The 20,111-nt window shown below is 48.0% G+C and carries 18 protein-coding genes and 1 pseudogene; 12 read left to right on the forward strand and 7 right to left on the reverse strand.

The window, feature by feature from the left end:
* The 8 genes and pseudogenes from BZG84_RS10605 to BZG84_RS10640 form a co-directional block, all read left to right on the forward strand.
* Nucleotides 1-697 (forward strand): annotated as a pseudogene (locus BZG84_RS10605) (deoxyguanosinetriphosphate triphosphohydrolase); the annotation flags it as partial.
* 284 nt (nt 698-981) lie between these two features.
* Entirely contained in the window at nt 982-2,283 is a 1,302-nt protein-coding gene (locus BZG84_RS10610) for a DUF3644 domain-containing protein (RefSeq protein WP_077678180.1), read from the forward strand.
* Between the two features lie 134 nt (nt 2,284-2,417).
* Nucleotides 2,418-3,728, forward strand: a complete 1,311-nt coding sequence (locus BZG84_RS10615) for a hypothetical protein (RefSeq protein ID WP_131826266.1) — start codon at nt 2,418-2,420, stop codon at nt 3,726-3,728.
* A 111-nt stretch (nt 3,729-3,839) separates the two neighbouring features.
* Entirely contained in the window at nt 3,840-4,304 is a 465-nt protein-coding gene (locus BZG84_RS10620) for a GNAT family N-acetyltransferase (RefSeq protein ID WP_077678182.1), read from the forward strand.
* Between the two features lie 27 nt (nt 4,305-4,331).
* Nucleotides 4,332-4,973, forward strand: a complete 642-nt coding sequence (locus BZG84_RS10625) for a LysE family translocator (protein ID WP_077481766.1) — start codon at nt 4,332-4,334, stop codon at nt 4,971-4,973.
* Nucleotides 4,974-5,033: 60 nt separating this feature from the next.
* Complete coding sequence (locus BZG84_RS10630) at nt 5,034-5,849, forward strand: arylamine N-acetyltransferase family protein (RefSeq protein ID WP_077678183.1); 816 nt, start codon at nt 5,034-5,036, stop codon at nt 5,847-5,849.
* On the forward strand, nt 5,846-6,064 hold the full coding sequence (locus BZG84_RS10635; RefSeq protein ID WP_198536727.1) for a Txe/YoeB family addiction module toxin: 219 nt from the start codon (nt 5,846-5,848) through the stop codon (nt 6,062-6,064). Before BZG84_RS10630 ends, BZG84_RS10635 begins: the two co-directional genes overlap by 4 nt.
* Before the next feature lie 46 nt (nt 6,065-6,110).
* Complete coding sequence (locus BZG84_RS10640) at nt 6,111-6,383, forward strand: DUF4282 domain-containing protein (RefSeq protein ID WP_077481772.1); 273 nt, start codon at nt 6,111-6,113, stop codon at nt 6,381-6,383.
* A gap of 68 nt (nt 6,384-6,451) precedes the next feature.
* Here the strand turns inward: BZG84_RS10640 and BZG84_RS10645 are convergent, their stop codons facing one another.
* A complete protein-coding gene (locus BZG84_RS10645; protein ID WP_069587260.1) occupies nt 6,452-6,718 on the reverse strand; it encodes a GrxA family glutaredoxin in 267 nt (88 codons plus the stop codon).
* A gap of 240 nt (nt 6,719-6,958) precedes the next feature.
* On the opposite strand from BZG84_RS10645, the gene nfsA reads away from it, so the two are divergent.
* Both nfsA and BZG84_RS10655 read left to right on the forward strand, forming a co-directional pair.
* Nucleotides 6,959-7,681, forward strand: coding sequence for an oxygen-insensitive NADPH nitroreductase (gene nfsA, locus BZG84_RS10650; protein WP_077481774.1), 723 nt, complete (start codon nt 6,959-6,961; stop codon nt 7,679-7,681).
* Nucleotides 7,682-7,946: 265 nt separating this feature from the next.
* Nucleotides 7,947-8,540 carry an acetate uptake transporter gene (locus BZG84_RS10655; protein WP_069587264.1) on the forward strand — a complete coding sequence of 198 codons (594 nt, stop codon included), beginning with the start codon at nt 7,947-7,949 and terminating at the stop codon, nt 8,538-8,540.
* A gap of 155 nt (nt 8,541-8,695) precedes the next feature.
* Here BZG84_RS10655 and BZG84_RS10660 read toward each other — a convergent pair whose 3' ends face one another.
* The 4 genes from BZG84_RS10660 to pabB all read right to left on the reverse strand — a co-directional run bounded on the left by BZG84_RS10660 (nt 8,696) and on the right by pabB (nt 14,110).
* Nucleotides 8,696-10,057, reverse strand: coding sequence for an L-serine ammonia-lyase (locus tag BZG84_RS10660; protein WP_077481776.1), 1,362 nt, complete (start codon nt 10,055-10,057; stop codon nt 8,696-8,698).
* Nucleotides 10,058-10,281: 224 nt separating this feature from the next.
* Complete coding sequence (locus BZG84_RS10665) at nt 10,282-11,553, reverse strand: serine/threonine transporter (RefSeq protein WP_069587267.1); 1,272 nt, start codon at nt 11,551-11,553, stop codon at nt 10,282-10,284.
* A 249-nt stretch (nt 11,554-11,802) separates the two neighbouring features.
* Complete coding sequence (locus BZG84_RS10670; protein WP_077678184.1) at nt 11,803-12,702, reverse strand: NUDIX hydrolase; 900 nt, start codon at nt 12,700-12,702, stop codon at nt 11,803-11,805.
* Nucleotides 12,703-12,727: 25 nt separating this feature from the next.
* Nucleotides 12,728-14,110: an aminodeoxychorismate synthase component 1 gene (pabB, locus tag BZG84_RS10675; protein WP_077678185.1), complete on the reverse strand. Its 1,383-nt coding sequence runs from the start codon at nt 14,108-14,110 to the stop codon at nt 12,728-12,730.
* A 238-nt stretch (nt 14,111-14,348) separates the two neighbouring features.
* Here pabB and BZG84_RS10680 point away from each other — a divergent pair, with 238 nt between their 5' ends.
* Nucleotides 14,349-15,866 carry a fumarate hydratase gene (locus BZG84_RS10680; protein WP_069587318.1) on the forward strand — a complete coding sequence of 506 codons (1,518 nt, stop codon included), beginning with the start codon at nt 14,349-14,351 and terminating at the stop codon, nt 15,864-15,866.
* A gap of 72 nt (nt 15,867-15,938) precedes the next feature.
* Here BZG84_RS10680 and BZG84_RS10685 read toward each other — a convergent pair whose 3' ends face one another.
* Nucleotides 15,939-17,570 (reverse strand): ABC transporter ATP-binding protein, encoded by a 1,632-nt coding sequence (locus tag BZG84_RS10685; protein ID WP_077678186.1) that lies wholly within the window; start codon nt 17,568-17,570, stop codon nt 15,939-15,941.
* A 621-nt stretch (nt 17,571-18,191) separates the two neighbouring features.
* A complete protein-coding gene (locus tag BZG84_RS10690; protein WP_077678187.1) occupies nt 18,192-19,547 on the reverse strand; it encodes a dihydroorotase in 1,356 nt (451 codons plus the stop codon).
* Nucleotides 19,548-19,751: 204 nt separating this feature from the next.
* On the opposite strand from BZG84_RS10690, the gene hinT reads away from it, so the two are divergent.
* Complete coding sequence (gene hinT, locus BZG84_RS10695; protein WP_069587271.1) at nt 19,752-20,102, forward strand: purine nucleoside phosphoramidase; 351 nt, start codon at nt 19,752-19,754, stop codon at nt 20,100-20,102.
* Nucleotides 20,103-20,111 lie beyond the last annotated feature (9 nt).

The following is a 20,111-nucleotide window of genomic DNA, read 5'->3' on the forward strand; positions in this document are numbered from 1 at the left end:
GAATAACAGTAACAAATTCTTATATGATGCCGATTATGATTTTTTAAAAGGTGAACTCGAAAGAAAAGAAGTTTCTATCACTAAGAGTATCGATGCTGAAATAATGGATTTAGCGGATGAAATTGCCTATGCAGCGCATGACCTAGAGGACGCCTTAAGCTTTGGTATGATTAGTTTAGGTGAAATAGTTCATGAGTTTAGCATTAGCGACAAGTTTAAATGTGCGTATACTGCTATGGATAATATTGCGCAAAATGCGCAAAGTGAAGCGATGAAAGCTAATAGCAGTGGCACATCAGAAGAGTATGCAATTGTTCTCAAAAAGGAGCTGACATCTAAAATAGTTAATACCTTATGCTCTGACATTGGTTTAGTTGACGGTCGTTTAGGTTACAATAATCATGCAAAGCTAGCCGAGGGGCTTAAAAAATTACTGTTTAAAGCAATTCTTCGTAAGAAAGACATTCAACTTTACGAGCGAAGAGGCGAGCAGATTATTCGTGGCTTGTTTGAGGTTTATTCTGATGAAACTTACAACAAAGAGAACATCTTACTACCACCAGAACTGCGTGCGATCAATGACTGTAAAACGCGATTAGTCACGGACTATATATCAGGCATGATGGATTCATATGCCGCTCAGGAATATGAGAAATACTTTGGTAAGGGTAGTGCAGATAAATTTTACTTTAAATAAAATGGGCCATAATAAGCAAGAAGTAAAATGAGACTTCGTTAATTTATTATGCTAACAATGCACTTCTTAGGCATATACTGATGTGTTCATCTGTTGGCAAACCCTTCTTACCTTGACTTACCATTCTCTTTCACTGTGTGAAGAGAAAACGGTGCCTGACTGGATCAGCGCCATGAGAGAGTTGAGTAAACATGGAATCTTTGGTACCGAAGGCTGTACCTAAATATGGCAGATTTTCAAGAGAAGAAATCCATCTCATTCGTTAGTTTTCAAAAGGAGTTAGCGTGAGAGTCAGTAAAACATTATCCGCTCTGCTTAGTTTTTTGAAGAGAATGGAAGCGGACAGCCAGAAATTTGGCAAAGATGATATCTTAGAGGCTACCGGTTGGAAACCTGCCACCTTTGACACCTATTGGAATAAAGGTCAGCTAGCTGATTTCATCAGCGAAGTTGATGATGGGATATTTGAAGCATCTAACAGCTTGGATGTTTCAGATATTGAATTTGCAAAACTTCTTTCTCAAAGCAAGCATAGGCGTGGATTAGGGCATAATTGCAAATCAAAACTTTCCAAAGCACTTTTGAGTAAATCCAGAGATAACATGCTCCTAGCATTAGAACTATATAATAGACCTTCGTTAGAGAACCGGATGGATGCTTTTGTTATGTGCTTTTGTACTGCCTGGGAACAGTTTTTAAAGGCGGTTCTTATTGAGCGGGATGGAGAGAAAAGTATCTTTCGTAAAGTCGGTAAAAAGGGCTTGAAAGAAACGATATCCCTTAGAGATTGCTTAGAAAAAGTCTACACTCAGAAGTCCAATGTTAAAAAGAATATTGAACAAGTTGCATACCTAAGAGACCAAGCTGTACATCTATTAATGCCAGAAATACAAGGGATTATGTCGAGAGTCTTTCAATCTGGCGTTCTTAATTACACCTCGAAATTCGAAGAGTTCACTGAGGTGTCATTTTTAAACAGCAGTCATGCAGGAATGATCTCTTTAGTTGGTGAGTTCAAATCTCCTCCCGTTTCAATTATGAAGTCGACTTATGGAGATGTCGCGAGCGAAATTATCGAGTTGGCTTCTTCAGTACAGCAGGATGTCGAGAGTAGTGATGATATTGAGTTTGCTATCCCTCTGAATGTTAAGCTAGTCTTTGCGACGGATGCAGAAGATGGTAGCACTATTGCGATTGCTAGAGCTGATGAAGGTATCGAGGGTTTGAAAAAGGCTCTAGTTATTGAAAAACCTGTGGACCGGTCTAAATCACATCCGTTGCTACAAAAAGACGCCATTAACCAGATAAACATCCGTCTTCACGAACGGTATGATACTGAAAAGCTCAAGAAGCACTTAGTTAAGCTATGCTCAAAAACCGGTAAACCATTGATTAACAAAAACTGCTTTGAAGCTGTTCTAGCAAAAAATAAATGGAAGCAGTCTGATAATAGATATCATTACAAAAACAAGAATCCTGAATATCATTACTACTCTAATGAATTAGTTGAAGAGTTTGTAAAAAAAATAATGGAACAAGAGGGCTATTTGAATTCTGCCAAGAACTGGCACAATAGCAGGAAATGAAAACTAACAAGCCTATCAACCCTACATCCTTCCATCGCGCCTTTTGGACTTGCCGCGAGCGGCAAGCCCAACAGACACTTTGGTCGGTCACGGGTTATGGGAGCGTTAACAACCTTTATTGGATGGTAAAATCCATGTCAGAACATAAATTATATTTAGGCCAATCATTAATAGATGGGATTTATGAACTTGGTCAGATGTTGGGATATTTTGTTGAGAAAGAGTTTCCGGTCGATCGTCCTTCATATGGAGAAGCTCCAGCTGTTGATGTCGCATGGTTTTCAAAAAAAGGAAATAGGTTTCCACTATTTATATTTGAAGTGGAAAGCAGAGCAACAAATGGGATGACAAATAATCCTCTAAAAGTATATGCTCAAGAAAATAGAGAGTTTGAAAAGCCATTGTTTYTCTTCCATTTAGTTTCTCAAGGTGGAAGTAATTCTAGTCGCCCCCGAAATTTAGAGTCACAATACGGAAGGAATAACTATAGAATTTACTTTATGGGTGGTGGCGATATTGTATCGTTTCTTTGTGATGTACTAGAACAGCACGTAAGAATTAAAGAAGATATTAACTATACTAATTTGTGGGAGTTATTATCATCTGAACCATGGGTAAATAAGGTAGATAGGGTTAAAGTATTACTATGTGCAGCAGAACTCGGGCTATCAAATTTTGAAATTATTCCATCGTTTGTCCGTATCGCAAGATCAAATAAAGAATTGATTCCTAGTGTTATTGATTTATTCTATGCTGAATCGACTACGTTTTTTGAGAATGCTGCCTTTGATAGTTACCTTGGGCAGCAATGGTGCTATCCAATTATTTGCTCAATGATGGTTGGCATATCAATCGAATCAGAAGAAAAAGAACGTTGGTCTCAACATCTCTTAACATGGCAGAATAGTTATTCAAAAATACCTATGATTACTCCTGCATTCGGGCTGTCATGTGACTATGATGATTTTATACTTGGCTGTGCTCCACAATTGATTACAGCAATTATTGTGTTATCACATAACAAAGATTCTCATATTAAGGCGTTTGTACCGATATTAGTTGAGATACTCAGTGAAACAGGTGTTTGCTGGCATGGTTTGAACTCGGCCATATATTTGTTACATATAAGTGCGCGTTTAAATATGGTGTCAGAGTTCAATGTTGCTGTGTCTTATCTAACTGATAACACACCAATTTCAGTAAATAACATATACTCGCCGCCATCTATGGTTTCAGCATCGGAAGGAGAATTCAGCTTTTACTTCCAACAATCGAAAAAACATCATATACCATCGTTGTCTGATTTTATAGCTGAAAATGAATCATTACACGCTGGAAAAACGCCTGACTTACAGGATATTGCACTAAGAGTACTTGATGACAATAGTTATATATATGAATGGTCAGATGATTTATTAGGCGCACTGTGGGCTACAAATTGCTAACAAAGGCATCAAGATGATACTAGACTTACTCCGCTTAGCCAGACAAGTATAAACTCTTTACCCTCACGGCATAACAGAAAGTCACTCAGCTTAACCAAACAAGGACGCGTTTTGATCATCATTAGAAAAGCTAGCCAAAACGATGCACAAGCTATTTTTGATTTAAGAAACCGAGCTATTTTAGCAAAGTGTTCGGCACACTATACGGAAGAGCAGCTTTCACTTTGGACGCAGGGTAGCGTGTCTGAGCGTTTTATTACCGACGTGGTCGATACGTTTTACGTCTCTGAAATAGACGGGCAGGTTATCGGTAGCGGTAAGCTCAACACACAAACTGGTGTAGTTGATGCCATCTTTGTTGAGCCAGATTACAGTGGCAGGGGCGCGGCGAAAAAGATGCTCCAGTTTTTAGAGCACCTAGCGAAAGAACAGGGCTTGCGATTGCTAACGCTCGAATCCACCCTCAATGCAGCGCCTTTTTACCGTGCATGCGGCTTTGTGGGCGATGAGATATCAACGTATCACGCCCCAAAAGGGATCCGTTTAGACTGCGTGCCGATGGAAAAACCACTCTAGACACAACATCGATAATAAGGAGCAAGGATGACTGACGTTTTATCACTGGTTTCAATAGGGTTCGCATTCTTTGTTGTCGCGGTCTCTCCGGGGCCGGCGAACATCTCCAATGCAACCGTCGCCATGAGTAAGGGGCGAAAAGTCAGCCTTGTTTACGGCGCAGGGTTATCTATTGGGCTGCTTTTTTGGGGCATTGTCGCCGCCAGTGGCTTGGGGGTGGTGCTGCAAGGGTCGGTGTATTTACTCATGCTGCTAAAAATCGCGGGTGGCGTTTATCTTCTATGGCTGGCTTATCTTTCTTTTAAATCATCCTTTAACGCCGCCGCGACTGTCTCCACAAACGATCACCAAGAAGTGGGATACCGAAAATGGTTTGTTCGTGGCGTGGTTCTAAATTCCTCTAATCCTAAAACCGTGGTGGCATGGATGGCGGCTTTGTCGGTTGGAATGGGTTCAAGCAGTGATGGGTTGTTTCTTGTCGCTGCGGTGCTGACTTGTATGCTGGTCGGCTTTTTGGTGAATGGGATGTACTCCCTGTTGTTTTCAATCAACGGCGTGATGAACGTCTACCAAAAAGTGGCGCATTGGGTTGAGCGAGTAGTTTCTGGGATCTTTGCGCTGGCAGGATTAGGATTGCTGCGCTCTGCTTTTAGTCGCAATCCTGCGTGAGGCTTTACCTCAACCCAACTTGAGGGGTTAATCTGGTGCCATTCACATAAGGAGTCGACGATGACATCAGCACCCATGATTGAAGAGTATTTACATCGCCTCGCGTTGAGTGAGGCGAAGGGCGTGGCACTGGTTACTGAGCTTATTGAAAAGCACTTGGCGCGGTATGCGTTTTCTAGCCTTAATGCCTTGGCGGGGCAGCCACTTTCTTTGCAGACGGATGCTTTGTTTGAACGATTGGTGGTGAACCAACAAGGTGGCTATTGCTTTGAGCATAATAAGATTGCCTACCTTGCCCTTAAACATTTGGGGTTTAAGGTGCGCAGTGTGCTGGCGCGGGTGATGCTCAATGGTAAGCCCACCAATCCCCGTACTCACCGAATGAATGTGGTTGAGCTCAATGGTGAAACCTATTTAGTTGATGTGGGTTTTGGCAATAAAACCCCTCGCGGATTACTCAATATCAACCAGCGCACCTGTGTCATCGGGCACGATACTTATCAAATCACGCGCAATGGCGATGTGGTGACGGTGGTATTACACGAGCCCGATCAACCGCCACTAACACTGTACGAGGTTGAGCTTTACGACGTAGTAGAAGCCGACTTTGAAGTGGCGCATTTCTATTCTCATCAACACTTAGATGCCATTTTCGTCAATAACCTCGTGGTGTCGTTGATCACCGCTTCACACCGCTATTTGATTCGTAATCAGCAGTTTTTGGTCTGGGATGCGGCAGGGCAACTTGTCACCGATAAAAGCATCGATAGCGTCGAGGCATTAACTCAGCTGGTTCATGAGGTGTTTTTATTGCAACCACCCAAAGCGGTGTTGGAAACCGCATTTGCAAAGGTGACGGCCAACGCGGCGGCTTGAGTGAGCGGATGTTCGCGACGGATGAATGCGATGAGGGTTGGTTAGCACTGATTGAAGACGATCCCTACCATAAACCTCCTCCGTTTGAAAAGCTTGTCGGTGATCTCAGTGGTGCCTATTCACGCCGTATTAATATTCAACATCGCTTGGTCTATCAAGTCCCCGAGGATGAACCGGTGGTGAAAGTGCTCAGGCTCTGGAGCTATTATGAATAGTGGCTGATTCGAATCCCTTTTTCTCATTTTTATTAAGGAACAAACTGTGAAATCTATCTTCTTTTTTAATTCGATGTTGACGCCAAAACTGGTCACCGGACTGTATTGGCTGTTGTTACTGATTGCATTAGCTTCGGGGCTAGGCACTATGTTTGGAGGCTACGGTGGGGTGCGGCTGGAAAACATTGCCATGGGCCTATTTACTATTGTTGCCGGTGCAGTAGGAGCAAGAATTTGGTGTGAGTTGATGATTGTGATTTTTAAAATCAACGAAAATCTTCAAAGCCTCAAAGAGGTGAAAGAGCGTCCAGACGTGTAAATGCGTTGATAGTGTTGAGTATAAAAAAGCCAGCGAGATGCTGGCTTTTTAGTAAGATTATCGGCGCCTTATTCTTGATACAGGCCGAGGTTTTCTTTGGCGTAGGCTTCAAATTCGGTAAAGCCGCCAACGTGCTCTTGGTCAACAAAGATTTGTGGCACGGTTTCAACCGGTTTACCGACGGTTTTTTCCAGATCGGCTTTGCTAATACCCTCTGCGTGGATATCCACATAGCGGTAGTTGAAATCTTCGCGGCTTGTTTTCAATTCTTCAGCCAAATCTTTTGCGCGAACACAGAATGGGCAGCCAGGGCGGCCAAAAATTACGACGAACATAGTCATCTCCTTTAGCGTCAATGGGTTTACTATGCCCGATCCCTGGGTAAGAAAAAAGACGAAATTACCTTTTGCATTGATAGAAAAAATCGATTGTTCTTTTTCACCGCCCGTAAGGCCTTGTGTGACGCGGATGGCTAACAATATGGCGGAATAGTAGGCAGAGCAGTGGTTTGCGACACCGTATAGAAAAGTGTATACCCGTATCACCTGATGTTATACCGATTGAAAGGACCCATCATGAATCCAACGATTGAGACACTGCTTTCTCACCGCTCTATTCGTAAATTTACTCAAGACGCGATTTCTCCCGAGCAATTGACCCAGATTATTGATGCGGCGCGCGCGGTATCCAGCTCAAGCTTCTTGCAATGCACCAGCATTATTCGTGTGACGGACAAAGAAAAACGACGCTTATTGGCGGAATACGCGGGCAACCAAGCGTATGTGGCCGACTGTGCGGAATTTTTAGTGTGGTGTGCCGATTTCCATCGCCATGAGCAAATCAATCCAAATGCCCAACTAGGTTTTACCGAGCAGACGCTTATCGGTGCGATTGATAGCGCGCTGATGGCGCAAAACGCCATGGTGGCGGCTGAATCCATGGGGCTCGGGGGCGTGTATATTGGTGGCCTACGTAACCAGCCGAGCAACGTAGCTGAGTTGTTGGCATTACCTAAACATGTGTTGCCTTTATTCGGAATGTGTTTGGGTGTGCCCGCTCAAGATCCGGAGCGCAAGCCTAAGTTGCCTGCATCTTTGTTAGTGCATGAGAACAGCTACCAAGCGATGGATGAAACAGCGCTTGGTGAGTACGATCAGCAAGTGCGCGAATATTATCAAACCCGCACAGGGGGCAACAAAGATATGTCATGGAGCGAGCAAATTTCGGCAACATTGGAAAAAGAGTCGCGACCATTTATGAAGGATTTTGTGAATAAGCAGGGCTTTAGCACCCGCTAAACGCATCAAGTTTCCCTTTAGTGTTCACCGTGTAAAAAAGCAGCATTGCGCTGCTTTTTTTTATGTTTTTGGGCGCAATATGCCTAAGTTTTCTCACTGTTTTGTTGGCTTAAAGTTGGATTTTTCCTTAATGCGCTAAAACCTATTTACATCCTTGGTATAACCCGTAATATTGCCGCGTTTTTGTGCTGTACGATCATTTTTCCTTAGGGTTGTGAGCACAGTTTTTGACTTTTGAATCATATTTTTTCGAAGTAGGGTAACTATGGAAAACAAATTGGCTAATCCAGCGCCTTTGGGGTTGATGGGTTTCGGTATGACAACCGTGCTGTTAAACATTCATAACGCAGGGTTCTTTCCGATTGATAGCATGATTTTGGCGATGGGCCTGTTCTACGGAGGCCTCGCGCAAGTGATCGTGGGCATCATGGAATTTAAAAAGGGCAACACCTTTGGCACCACAGCGTTTACCTCATATGGCCTGTTTTGGCTGACGCTGGTTGGTTTGATTGTGATGCCAAAGCTTGGCATTGCTGAGGCCAGCCCAGCCGCATTTATGGGATGGTATTTGGTCATGTGGGGTCTGTTTACCGGCTTTATGTTTATCGGCTCACTGCGCTATTGCTTCGCCAAGCAGTTTGTTTTCGGTAGTTTGACGGTACTGTTCTTCCTGCTTGCCGCGCGTGATTTCACCGGCAGTGCCTTTATTGGCACCATTGCAGGCTTTGAAGGGATTGTGTGTGGTTTAAGCGCGATCTATTTCGCGATGGCGCAAGTGCTAAACGAAGAATATGGTCGCACTATCTTGCCAGTGGGCGACAAACAGCCACAGGCAGCTGTGGCGCAACACGCCGCTTAATCGCTATACCGCGTGGGCGTATAGGCTCACGCGGTTATCGTGGCTTCGCTGAGGCGTAATAGGTTATAGCGAAAAGCCCAAACAAAAAGCCCGAGCTCATGACGAACTCGGGCTTTTTTATACCGTGTGAACGGTGCTTATCGCGTCAAAGACGGTTAGCACATCACCTTAACCGCAAGACCGCCTTGCGATGTTTCACGGTATTTTGCATTCATGTCTTTACCGGTTTCCATCATGGTTTCGATAACTTTATCCAAAGAAACACGTGGCTCGGAAGAGCGTTGAAGCGCCATACGAGAGGCGTTAATCGCTTTCACCGCGGCAATACCATTGCGCTCGATACAAGGTACTTGCACTTGGCCCGCAACTGGGTCACAGGTCAAACCGAGGTTGTGCTCCATAGCGATTTCTGCCGCCATGCACACTTGGTGAGGGCTACCGCCCATCAGCTCTGCCAAGCCAGCTGCGGCCATCGAGCAGGCAACGCCTACTTCGCCTTGGCAGCCGACTTCTGCACCAGAAATCGAGGCGTTTTGCTTATACAAGCCACCAATTGCACCGGATGCAGCGAAATAGCGGGTGTAGGTTTGCTTGTCGACGGTTTCGATAAACTTATCGTAGTAGGCCAGCACGGCAGGGATAATGCCACACGCGCCATTGGTTGGTGCGGTTACGACACGGCCACCGGCGGCGTTTTCTTCGTTGACGGCAAAGGCGAACATGTTCACCCAATCCACCACGGCCATCGGATCAATGTTGTATTTTTCGCTGGTTTTTAACTGGTTACGCAGCGCAGCGGCACGGCGTGGCACACGCAGAGGTCCCGGAAGTACCCCTTCGTTTTCCATGCCGCGGTTCATACACGCCTGCATGGTTTTCCAAATGTCAGCAAAGTAGGTATCGATTTCTTCTTGGCTGTGCATGGCACGCATGTTGGCCATTACCAAACCGCTGATGGAAAAACCGGTTTCTTGCGTGAGCGCCAACAAGCCGTCTGCGGTATTGAAGTCGTAAGGGACCTCCACCGTTTGCATGGCAGGCTGACCGAACTCGGCTTCTTCGACAATAAAACCGCCGCCGATCGAGTAGTAGGTTTTGCTCAGCACACACTCATCACCTTGCCACGCATGGATTTGCATACCGTTTTCGTGCAAGGAGAGGTTAGAGGTATGGAAGTTCATTCCACCTTCACGCGGAAAAGCGACCACATGCTGCTGTTCGCCCAGCGGCAATTGCTCGGTGTCTTCGACGCGTTTGACGAAGCCAGGAATAGAGTCAATATCAACGGTTTCAGGGCTGTTGCCTGCAAGGCCCATGATAATGGCGATATCGGTGTGGTGGCCTTTACCGGTGAGAGACAAAGAGCCGTAGACATCAACGCTAATCCGATCGACGTCGGTTAAACGTTGATTCGCGACGAGCTCATCAATAAAGCATTTACCGGCTTTCATTGGGCCAACGGTGTGAGAGCTGGAAGGACCTACACCAATCTTAAAAATGTCAAAAACACTGATCATGTGTCTTACCTCAGTCAATGCCCTAAGGGCAATGGATTTAGTGTTTACGCAATCCGTCCGTGGTATTGACTGTGATAACGAGCGATACCGCGCTCGTAATGAGAATCAGGAGCAGGGCAAACCCCACTCCTGATTTTTTGGGAATCACCGCAAACATCGATGGATGCGGTTGACTGAGTCATCCCGATAGTCACCTCTATGACTATCACGCATTTTATTGCGATTTAGAAGAACAAACCGTAAAGAATGGCTGAGATTGCAATCAAACCCATGACCAATACAAAGGCGTTGCTAATTGTACCTGAATACTTCTTCATTGCTGGCACATTTTTCACGGCGTACATTGGCATAATGAATAGGATGGTGGCAATGATTGGGCCGCCAAGTGATTCAATCATACCCAGAATGCTTGGGTTTAGGGTCGCAACCAGCCAAATGGTCAGGATCATGAAGACCACAGTGAACACGTCGATTTTCTTACGGTTGACTGGTTTGTTATCGGCGCCACGCATCACTTTGACGATCAAACCGTTCAGACCTTCACGAGCACCTAAGTAGTGACCGAAGAACGAAGAGACGATAGCTACGAAAGCGACGATAGGACCTAGGTACGAAATGAATGGGCTTTCGTGCTTGTTAGCGAGGTAAGAAAGAATCGCGATGTTTTCTGATTTCGCCGCTGCCAGATCGGCAGGCGTCAGTGACAGTACGCAAGAAAACACGAACAGCATCACGAAACCAAGTAGCATACCTGCCGCACGCAGCAAGATTTGCGCAGATTTCTGCTCGGCATCTTTACCGTGGTCACGGCTTTGTGCCATTGAGAACGCTGAAATCGCAGGGCTGTGGTTAAACGCGAAGACCAACACTGGGATAGAAATCCAAAGAGTGATGGTAAAGTCACCAACGGAAGGGACTTGTGATAGCGCCGCCGTGTTCCACTCTGGGATCAGGTACAGCGACATAAACAGCAAGATACCGACCAGTGGGTAAACCAAGAACTGGGTCACGCGTAGCATGATTTTCTCACCCAGCAGCATGATAGCCATCATACCGAGGATCAGAACCAGTGACAGGATCACGCGTGGCGGTGAGGCCATACCTAGCTGGTTGACTAAGAAAGAATCAACGGTGTTGGTGATACCGACGCCGTAGATCAACACGATAGGATAAATGGCAAAAAAGTAGAGCAGGGTGATGATCTTACCCGCGGTCGCGCCAAAGTGTTCTTCAACCACTTCGGTGATATCGCTGCCGGGCTTCTTTGAAGATAGGACAAAGCGAGATAGGCCACGGTGGGCAAAAAAGGTCATAGGGCCAACAAGCAGCGTCATCACTACGAGCGGCCAGAATCCGTGCATGCCGGCGTTAATTGGCAAGAACAGGATACCTGCGCCTACCGCGGTGCCAAACAGAGAGAGCGCCCAAGTCGTATCTTGTTTGGTCCAGCGCAGGCGCGATGTCGCACTGGTACCTGTGGTCGAGGTCGTTTGCATAACAATACTACTCACATTGTGTAGGGGAACAGAAATCAGGGATGGCGAATTCTGGCGATTTCCACGCAGAAAACCAAGAGCTGGATCGCTATATGAAAAAGAGAGGCGAAACTATTGCACCAAAGTGTGATGATAATCACCTAACGTGACGGGATCCGCCAAGATTATCGGCAAAAGTGTCAAGTTTTTTGTTGGTTGAATAAGCACCAATGTGCACTAAAAACAGTACTTATTGCATGGTTTTTGCGGTTATCTTGAGCAAGAGACATGTAATGATAATTGCGTGACCAGCGCGCGCAAAAGTTGTGCTGTTGCACCCCATATTAACCGGTTTTGATGATAAAACGCGGCAACTGGATGCCATTGTCCGTAAAGATAGAAGGATTGCTCGCGGATATGGCCGGGTTGGCAAAGGGTATCAAGAGGCACCTCAAAACATTCGGCTACTTCGTTGTCATCCAGTATGAGTTGGTACTGGGGATCCACCCAAGCCAGCACCGGATGAATGTAGTAACCGGTGACGGTGGGCAGAGGACAAAGCTCGCCAATAATGTGTTCGCGGCCAACCTGAATGCCGGTTTCTTCCCACATCTCGCGGGTTGCAGTCGCGATGTTGTCGCAATCGATCGTTTCGCGCTTACCGCCGGGAAAGCTCACTTGGCCCGGATGATGTTTTAAATGATCGGCGCGGCGGGTCAAAATCAGCTGAATGCCGTTGGGGCGCGCCACTAAGCCGATCAGTACCGCTGCCGGTTGAAAGTCTAATCCGCGTAGAATGCGGGGGGCGAGTCGAACGCGGTTAAGAATACGATTGTCGTGACGTGCCAGTGGGCTGAGGCTAAAGCGTTGGAGAATGTCATTTGGTTGCAGTGGTGTACGGGCTTTTTTCTCCCCTCGCTCCCAATGTGGGGGCACCGTAGGCGACAAGCTCTCTTGGCTGGCGGCAAGATGGCGGCTGTTTATTGTATGATCGCTGAAATAAGCAGGAGTTGCCGCCACGTGCTGCAAAGGGTGGTCGATAAAGAGTGGGTTATGATCGAGCCCATATTGTGGCTCTGCGGTGGGCGCTCCCTCACCTTGGCTTGAGGCACGCATGGATGCCGCGAAGCGGTGTGATGTCCACATTCGTGGGGGAGCAATCTCTGTCATAACAACCTCTCTTTATTCCTGCCGCTTATCCATCAGACTGTGCTAGAACGGGCAGGATACGACTGACCTTATCGAGTGTTTCTTGGTATTCCGCGTCGGCTTCACTGTCGGCAACCAACCCACCGCCTGCCCAGACATGGAGTTGACCTTGATGCCCCACCAAGGTGCGGATGGTGATGCTAGAGTCCATTCGGCCACAACGACTGAGGTAGGCGAAACTTCCGCAATACACATGACGTCGGTGCGGCTCAAGCTCTTCGATAATTTCCATGGCACGCACTTTGGGAGCGCCAGTTATCGATCCGCCCGGGAAGGCGGCGCGTAGCAGTTCAAGCGCACTTTTGTCCTCGGGCAGGGTGCCGGTGACCGTGCTGACCAAATGGTGTACCGCAGGAAAACTCTCTATATCAAAGAGTTTAGGCACAGAAACGCTACCTGGCGAGGCGACACGACCGATATCGTTACGTAACAAGTCAACAATCATCAAGTTTTCCGCCCGATCTTTGCTGGCTGATTTCAACGCGTGGGCGCTGTCAGCATCCTGTTCAGGGTCACTAAAGCGTGGCCGTGTGCCTTTAATGGGTTTGGTTTCTATGTGTTTGTCGTGCACGGATAAAAAGCGCTCCGGCGAGACCGAGAGTACAGCGCTGTCAGCTAAGCGGATAAATCCAGAAAACGGCGCGCCATTACTGGTGGCGAGTTTGCGGTAGGCCTGCCACTCGTCGCCTTGATAGCGTGCGCTAAAGCGTTGGGCCAAGTTGATTTGATAGCAATCGCCAGCATGCAGGTAGTCTTTGACCTTGGCGAACTTGGCGGTGTACTCCGCTTCGCTCATGTTTGCTTGCCAGGTTTCGGTGAGCTCGAATGGCGTGGTTTGCGGCGCCTGCTGGCGGCTAAGCCATGCCCAACGTGTGTCACTATCCGGTGCAATTACGACTGCCGTTTGCTGTTGATGGTCCACAATCAGCGCCCAATCATAAATCCCCACGGCCATGTCGGGCACATCGAGCTCATTACGGGCAATGACTGGCAAGGTTTCCACACATCGGCCTAAATCATAGCCGAAATAGCCCAGCGCCCCGCCAATAAAAGGCCAAGGCTCGATAGCGTCGATATCAGGGAGTAGCTGCGCTTGAAGCGAACTTACCCATGTAAATGGATCGTCGATGTGTGTTTGGGTGTCGCCACTGGCGGTGTAATGGGTGGTAACCTGACCGTTTCGCGCCGTCACGGTGGCAAGAGGATCGGCGACCACAATATCAAAACGACTGTCCGGATGGGTACGGGTTGCCGAGTGCAACAGCATGGCCCAAGGCTGGTGGGCAATGTTATTAAACAGGGTGAGGGCCAAGTCTGTTGCGTAAGGAATCGGTGTAGTGGTCAGCATAGTGGCGTTTTGTGGCTGCATTCTTCTTTTTTGTGATCACGATTGATGCGCTGTATGGCGCGAGAATAGCGCTAAGCGTATCATAGCAAGGCCTTTTCCGGCAGACGCACACTGAATAAACCCGCCGAGGTCATGTAAACCCGCGGCTTCTATAATCACAGGGTGTGCGTGCTCAACAGACGTAACGATAATAACGAGGGGAAGGCTCCCCCACACTGGATACCCGCTTTGGGTCCTGCAAATGACACCAGAGGCAATGATGACCACAATTAAACAGCAAGACGTGATCGAAAGTGTTGCAGATGCCCTGCAATATATCTCTTACTACCATCCCCTTGATTTTGTTCAAGCCCTAGAAAAAGCCTACCACAAGGAGCAAAGCCAAGCGGCGAAAGACGCCATTGCACAAATTTTGATTAACTCCCGCATGTCGGCAGAAGGGCAACGTCCGATTTGCCAAGATACCGGCATTGTGACCTGCTTTGTCAAAGTGGGTATGGCGGTACAGTGGGATCGCCATGATATGACCGTTCAGCAGATGGTCGATGAAGGCGTGCGACGCGCATACACCAACCCAGATAATCCACTGCGTGCCTCTGTGGTCGCTGATCCTGCTGGTAAGCGCCAAAATACCCGCGATAACAGCCCAGCAGTGGTTCACATTGATATGGTGCCGGGCAATACGGTCGATATTCAAATTGCTGCCAAAGGGGGCGGGTCAGAAAACAAAACCAAGATGGTGATGCTCAATCCGTCGGACGATGTGGCCGAGTGGGTGGAGAAAACCTTACCTGCAATGGGCGCGGGCTGGTGTCCTCCGGGGATGCTAGGCATTGGAATCGGCGGCACGGCGGAAAAAGCGGCCGTGTTGGCGAAAGAGTCGCTGATGGAGCACATTGATATTCAAGAGCTTATCGACCGTGGTCCAAGCAATGCCGAAGAAGCGCTACGTCTCGATATTTTCAATCGTGTGAACAAGTTAGGTATTGGTGCGCAAGGGCTTGGCGGTTTAACGACTGTGGTTGACGTGAAAGTGAAAACGGCTCCCACGCATGCTGCCTCAAAACCTGTGTGTTTGATCCCCAACTGTGCCGCGACTCGCCATGTGCACTTTACGCTTGATGGGACTGGACCGGCGGACCTGACTCCACCGAAATTGGAAGAGTGGCCGCAAGTGACGTGGGAAGTGGGCGACAACGTCCGCCGTGTAAATCTTGATACGGTCACCAAAGAAGATGTGCAGAGCTGGAAAACCGGTGAGACTGTCTTACTCTCGGGTAAAATTCTGACCGGGCGTGATGCGGCGCATAAACGTATTCAAGAAATGCTACGCAATGGCGAAGGGTTGCCCGACGGGGTCGATTTTAACGGCCGCTTTATCTATTACGTCGGCCCTGTGGATGCGGTTCGTGATGAAGTTGTCGGTCCGGCTGGGCCAACCACCTCAACACGTATGGATAAATTTACCGATATGATGCTCGCCGAAACCGGCTTGATGGGCATGATTGGTAAAGCCGAGCGCGGTCCAGCGGCGGTAGAATCGATCAAAAACCACAAAGCCGTTTACTTAATGGCTGTTGGCGGTGCTGCCTATCTGGTATCGAAGGCGATTAAGAAAGCGCGCGTGGTGGCGTTTGAAGATCTGGGTATGGAAGCGATTTATGAGTTTGAAGTCGAAGACATGCCGGTGACCGTCGCGGTTGACTCGCAAGGGCAGAACGCGCACCAAATTGGTCCGGATACTTGGAAAGTGAAAATTGCGGAAATGGACAGCTAGTCTGTCATAAGCAGCAATAAAAAATGCGCCAATTTTGGCGCATTTTTTTAACCGTATCACCACGCGTATGCGTTAGGCGACTTCCTCTTCGTCGAGATCGAATGAGGCGGCAATTAGGTTACGTGTGTATTCGTGTTGCGGGTTATGGAAGATTTCTTCTGGCGTACCTGCTTCCATTACTTTCCCTTTTTGCATCACCATCACGCGATCAGACAGGGCTCGAACCACACTCAAATCGTGGCTGATAAACAGATAGCCGATGTTGTGGCGTTTCTGAATATCTTTCAGCAAGTCGATGACGGTCAACTGGACGGAGCGGTCCAATGCTGACGTTGGTTCATCAAGCAGGATGAATGCTGGGTTGAGGATCAGGGCGCGCGCAATCGCGATACGTTGACGCTGGCCGCCTGAAAACTCATGCGGATAACGGTTAATTGCAGAGCTATCAAGGCGTACTTCATAAAGCGCATCTTTAACGCGATCGAGGCGCTCTTTTTTACTCAGTTCAGGGAAGTGAGTACGAAGGCCTTCGGCGACAATTTCACCCACCGTCATGCGTGGCGATAGCGACCCAAATGGGTCTTGGAACACCATCTGCATATCACGGCACAGCGCTTTGTTTTCGCTGTTTTTAATGTCGTGAATGTCTTGGCCTTTAAAACGCACACTGCCTTCCGCGACGGGGAGCAGACGCATAATGGCACGCCCAAGCGTGGATTTACCGGAGCCAGATTCACCCACGATACCGAGGGTTTCGCCGCGGCGTAGTGACAAACTGATGTTGCTCACCGCTTCAAAATAGCGCTTGTTGCCGCCAAAGAAGTCAGCGCCCAAGAAATATTTGATGGTGACGTTATCCACCGACAAGAGATTTTCTGCGTCCTCTTGGGGCGCTTCTTTGCGCCCGCGAGGCACTGCATCAATCAGCATCTTGGTGTAGTCTTCTTGCGGGTCTGCAAACAGTGCTTGGGTTTCGTTAGTCTCTACCACTTCACCTTTACACATCACCACAACACGGTCAGCCAAGTGTTTCACCACGCCTAAATCGTGTGAGATGAACATGATCGCCATGCCCATTTTCTTTTGCAGATCGCCGATCAGGTTCAATACCTCGGCTTGTACGGTGACGTCCAATGCGGTGGTCGGTTCGTCGGCGATCAGCAAATCGGGCTCGTTGACCAGCGCCATTGCGATCATGATCCGCTGTAACTGGCCGCCAGAGAATTCGTGCGGATACTTTTCAAGTGCGCCAGTTGGGTTAGGCAGCTGCACTAATTTCAGCAACTCGGTAATGCGCTCTTTGGCTTTCGCAGGTGTGGTGCGGTGGTGGCACTGAATCGCCTCGGTCAGCTGTTCACCGACACGCATGTAGGGGTTCAGTGAGGTCATCGGCTCTTGGAAGATCATGGCAACACGGTTGCCGCGCATCGCTTGCATCTGCTTGGTGGAAAGGCGCAACACATCGGTGTCGTTAAACGAGATTTGCGAGTCTGGTTTGACGATGGCGTTGTTGGGGAGCAAGCCCATTACGGCACTGCTGGATACGGATTTCCCCGAGCCTGACTCACCGACAATGGCGAGTGTTTCGCCGGGCATGATGTCAAAGCTGACGTTTTTTACAGCATCAACGATGCCATCGTTCGTGGTAAATGACACGCTTAGATTATTGACACTAAGCAGTGGCTTAGAAGCAGATGAAGACATCATCACCTCACTGGTTGATTATTCGACGTCACTCGCCAGCCCAAGATTGTCGTACAAGGTATCAAGGCATTACACGTGCATGCTTGATACAGGGCTAGCGCTCGATTGTTAGAGACTGAGCGAGTGGCATGCCCACTTGCTCAGGGTCAATCATGTTGGGTTGATATTTGTGAGCCAAGCTCAACAATATATCCCCTAGATGCGGATATCAGCCAGCTGGAGCGACTCATTACCCATTAAGGGAGAATGAACAGCTTGCGCCAGTGGAAGAGGTAGGATACGAGTGCCGCGATAACCGAAATGCGCTTTAGGTTACCTCTCCTTGCGAACACGGCTTTTCAACATAATCAGATGTTGATACCAAGCAGCGTGAATATCCATATATCACCCACACAATATACGATTCGGATATAAAAGCAAACTGTTATTAACTGCAAGATTTGCCATGTCAGACTTTGACCTCGCAGACAAAATCACGGCTTTTAGCGTTCGCGATAGTCAATAATCAGGAGGATAAGCAAGGTTTGGGGGGTTTATTTTGCGGGCAACATTTGGCAGGGAGGCTCAGACATCGAGCGTATAAAAGGCGTGCGAATCGTGCAATTCGCACGCCCTGTTAGGTTAGCTGCGATCGAACTCTAAACGTGTCGCGTAGCGCTCGTCACTATGCTGACCGTGCTCGAATGCCACTTGACCGTTCACAATCGTCATATCGATACTTGACCCAAAGGTATGGCCTTCGAACGGTGACCACTGGCATTGGTAGAAGAGGTTATCTATACCAACTGTTTGCGTCTGGTTGAGATCAACCAGTACCAAGTCGGCCCAGTATCCTTCACGGATAAAGCCACGCTCTTTCACCTGATAACGCACCGCTGGCGCGTGTGAGACTTTTTGCACCACCAGAGGCAAATCGAAAATACCACGATGATAAAACTCAAGCGCCACTTGAAGCGCGTGTTGGACAAGCGGTAAGCCTGCCGGCGCTTTAAAGTAACTGTTTTGTTTTTCTTCAAAGGTGTGAGGGGCGTGGTCGGTGGCAATCACGTCGATTACACCGTCTTTCACCGCTTTGATCAGTGCTTGTTGGTGGTGGGCTTCTTTGACGGCTGGGTTACATTTGATCAAGGTACCCTTGGTCGCGTAATCATCACGGTTAAAGAATAAGTGATGCACACAGGCCTCAGCGGTGATCTGCTTTTGCTGAAGCGCTTCGAGCGTTTTCGCAGGCTCAAACTGATACAGTTCATCTTCAGTGGTCAAGTGCAGCACATGTAGGCGTGTACCGTGTTTTTTAGCGAGGTTGACCGCCAGCTGGGAGGATTTAAGACACGCTTCTTTGGAGCGAATGTGCGCGTGGGCATCAATCGGCACGTCCTCACCGTATTTCTCGCGATAAATGTTCTCGAGTTCGGTGATCATTGGAGTATCTTCGCAATGGGTCGCGATCAAGGTTGGGCAATCGGCGAAGATAGCGTCAAGGGTGTCAGGATCATTGACCAGCATATTGCCGGTGGAAGCTCCCATAAAGACTTTAACACCACAGGCACTGTTCGGATCGAGGCGACGAATTTCATCAATGTTGTCATTGGTCGCGCCCAAATAGAAGGCATAGTTAGCGTGGCTGGATTGAGACGCACGTTGATACTTTTCTTCTAAGGCGTCGAGTGTGGTGGTGGGGGGATTAACGTTGGGCATCTCCATATACGTGGTGATACCGCCTGCGACGGCCGCTTTGGACTCGGTCGCGATGGTTCCCTTTTTGGGGAATCCCGGCTCACGGAAATGCACTTGGTCGTCAATCATACCGGGCAACAAATGTTTGCCTGATGCATCAATCACACGGCAGTCTGCCGCGGCAGGGGCACTAATATCGCGGGCAATCTGAGAGATTCGGCCGTTTTCGACCAGCACATCGGTCTCAACAACTTGTCCTTCGTTGACGACAGAAGCGTTTTTAAATAGCAGGGTGGTCATGTTGTCATCCTTACATGTAAAGGCGTCGGCGCTATAGTAGCGCAAACGATTACCTGATTCAGCCCTTGATTTTACAAGGTGATATAAACATCAATTAACACAAGTTTGACCAAATTGTCGCATGCAACTGCGCTGTACATATTGCCCTTGGCAAAGGGGTACCGCATACTTGGCAGGGTTTATATTTATAAAAGGGAGCACACCATGGCGGAAGAAACCATCTTCAGCAAAATTATTCGCAAAGAAATCCCCGCAGATGTTTTGTATCAGGACGATTTAGTCACTGCTTTCCGTGATATTAACCCGCGTGCGCCTGTGCATATTCTGGTGGTACCAAACAAACTGATCCCCACCACCAATGATGTCAATATTGAAGACGAGTTAGCGCTAGGCCGTATGGTAACGGTGGCGAAAAAACTGGCGGCTGACGAAGGGATCGCTGAAGACGGCTATCGTTTGATCATGAATTGCAACCAACACGGTGGCCAAGAGGTGTACCATATTCACATGCACCTAGTAGGCGGACGCGCGCTGGGCCCCATGGTGGTGAGTTAACCACGGCAA

The sequence above is a fragment of the Salinivibrio sp. PR932 genome (assembly GCF_001996125.1).
Lineage (GTDB): Bacteria > Pseudomonadota > Gammaproteobacteria > Enterobacterales > Vibrionaceae > Salinivibrio > Salinivibrio proteolyticus.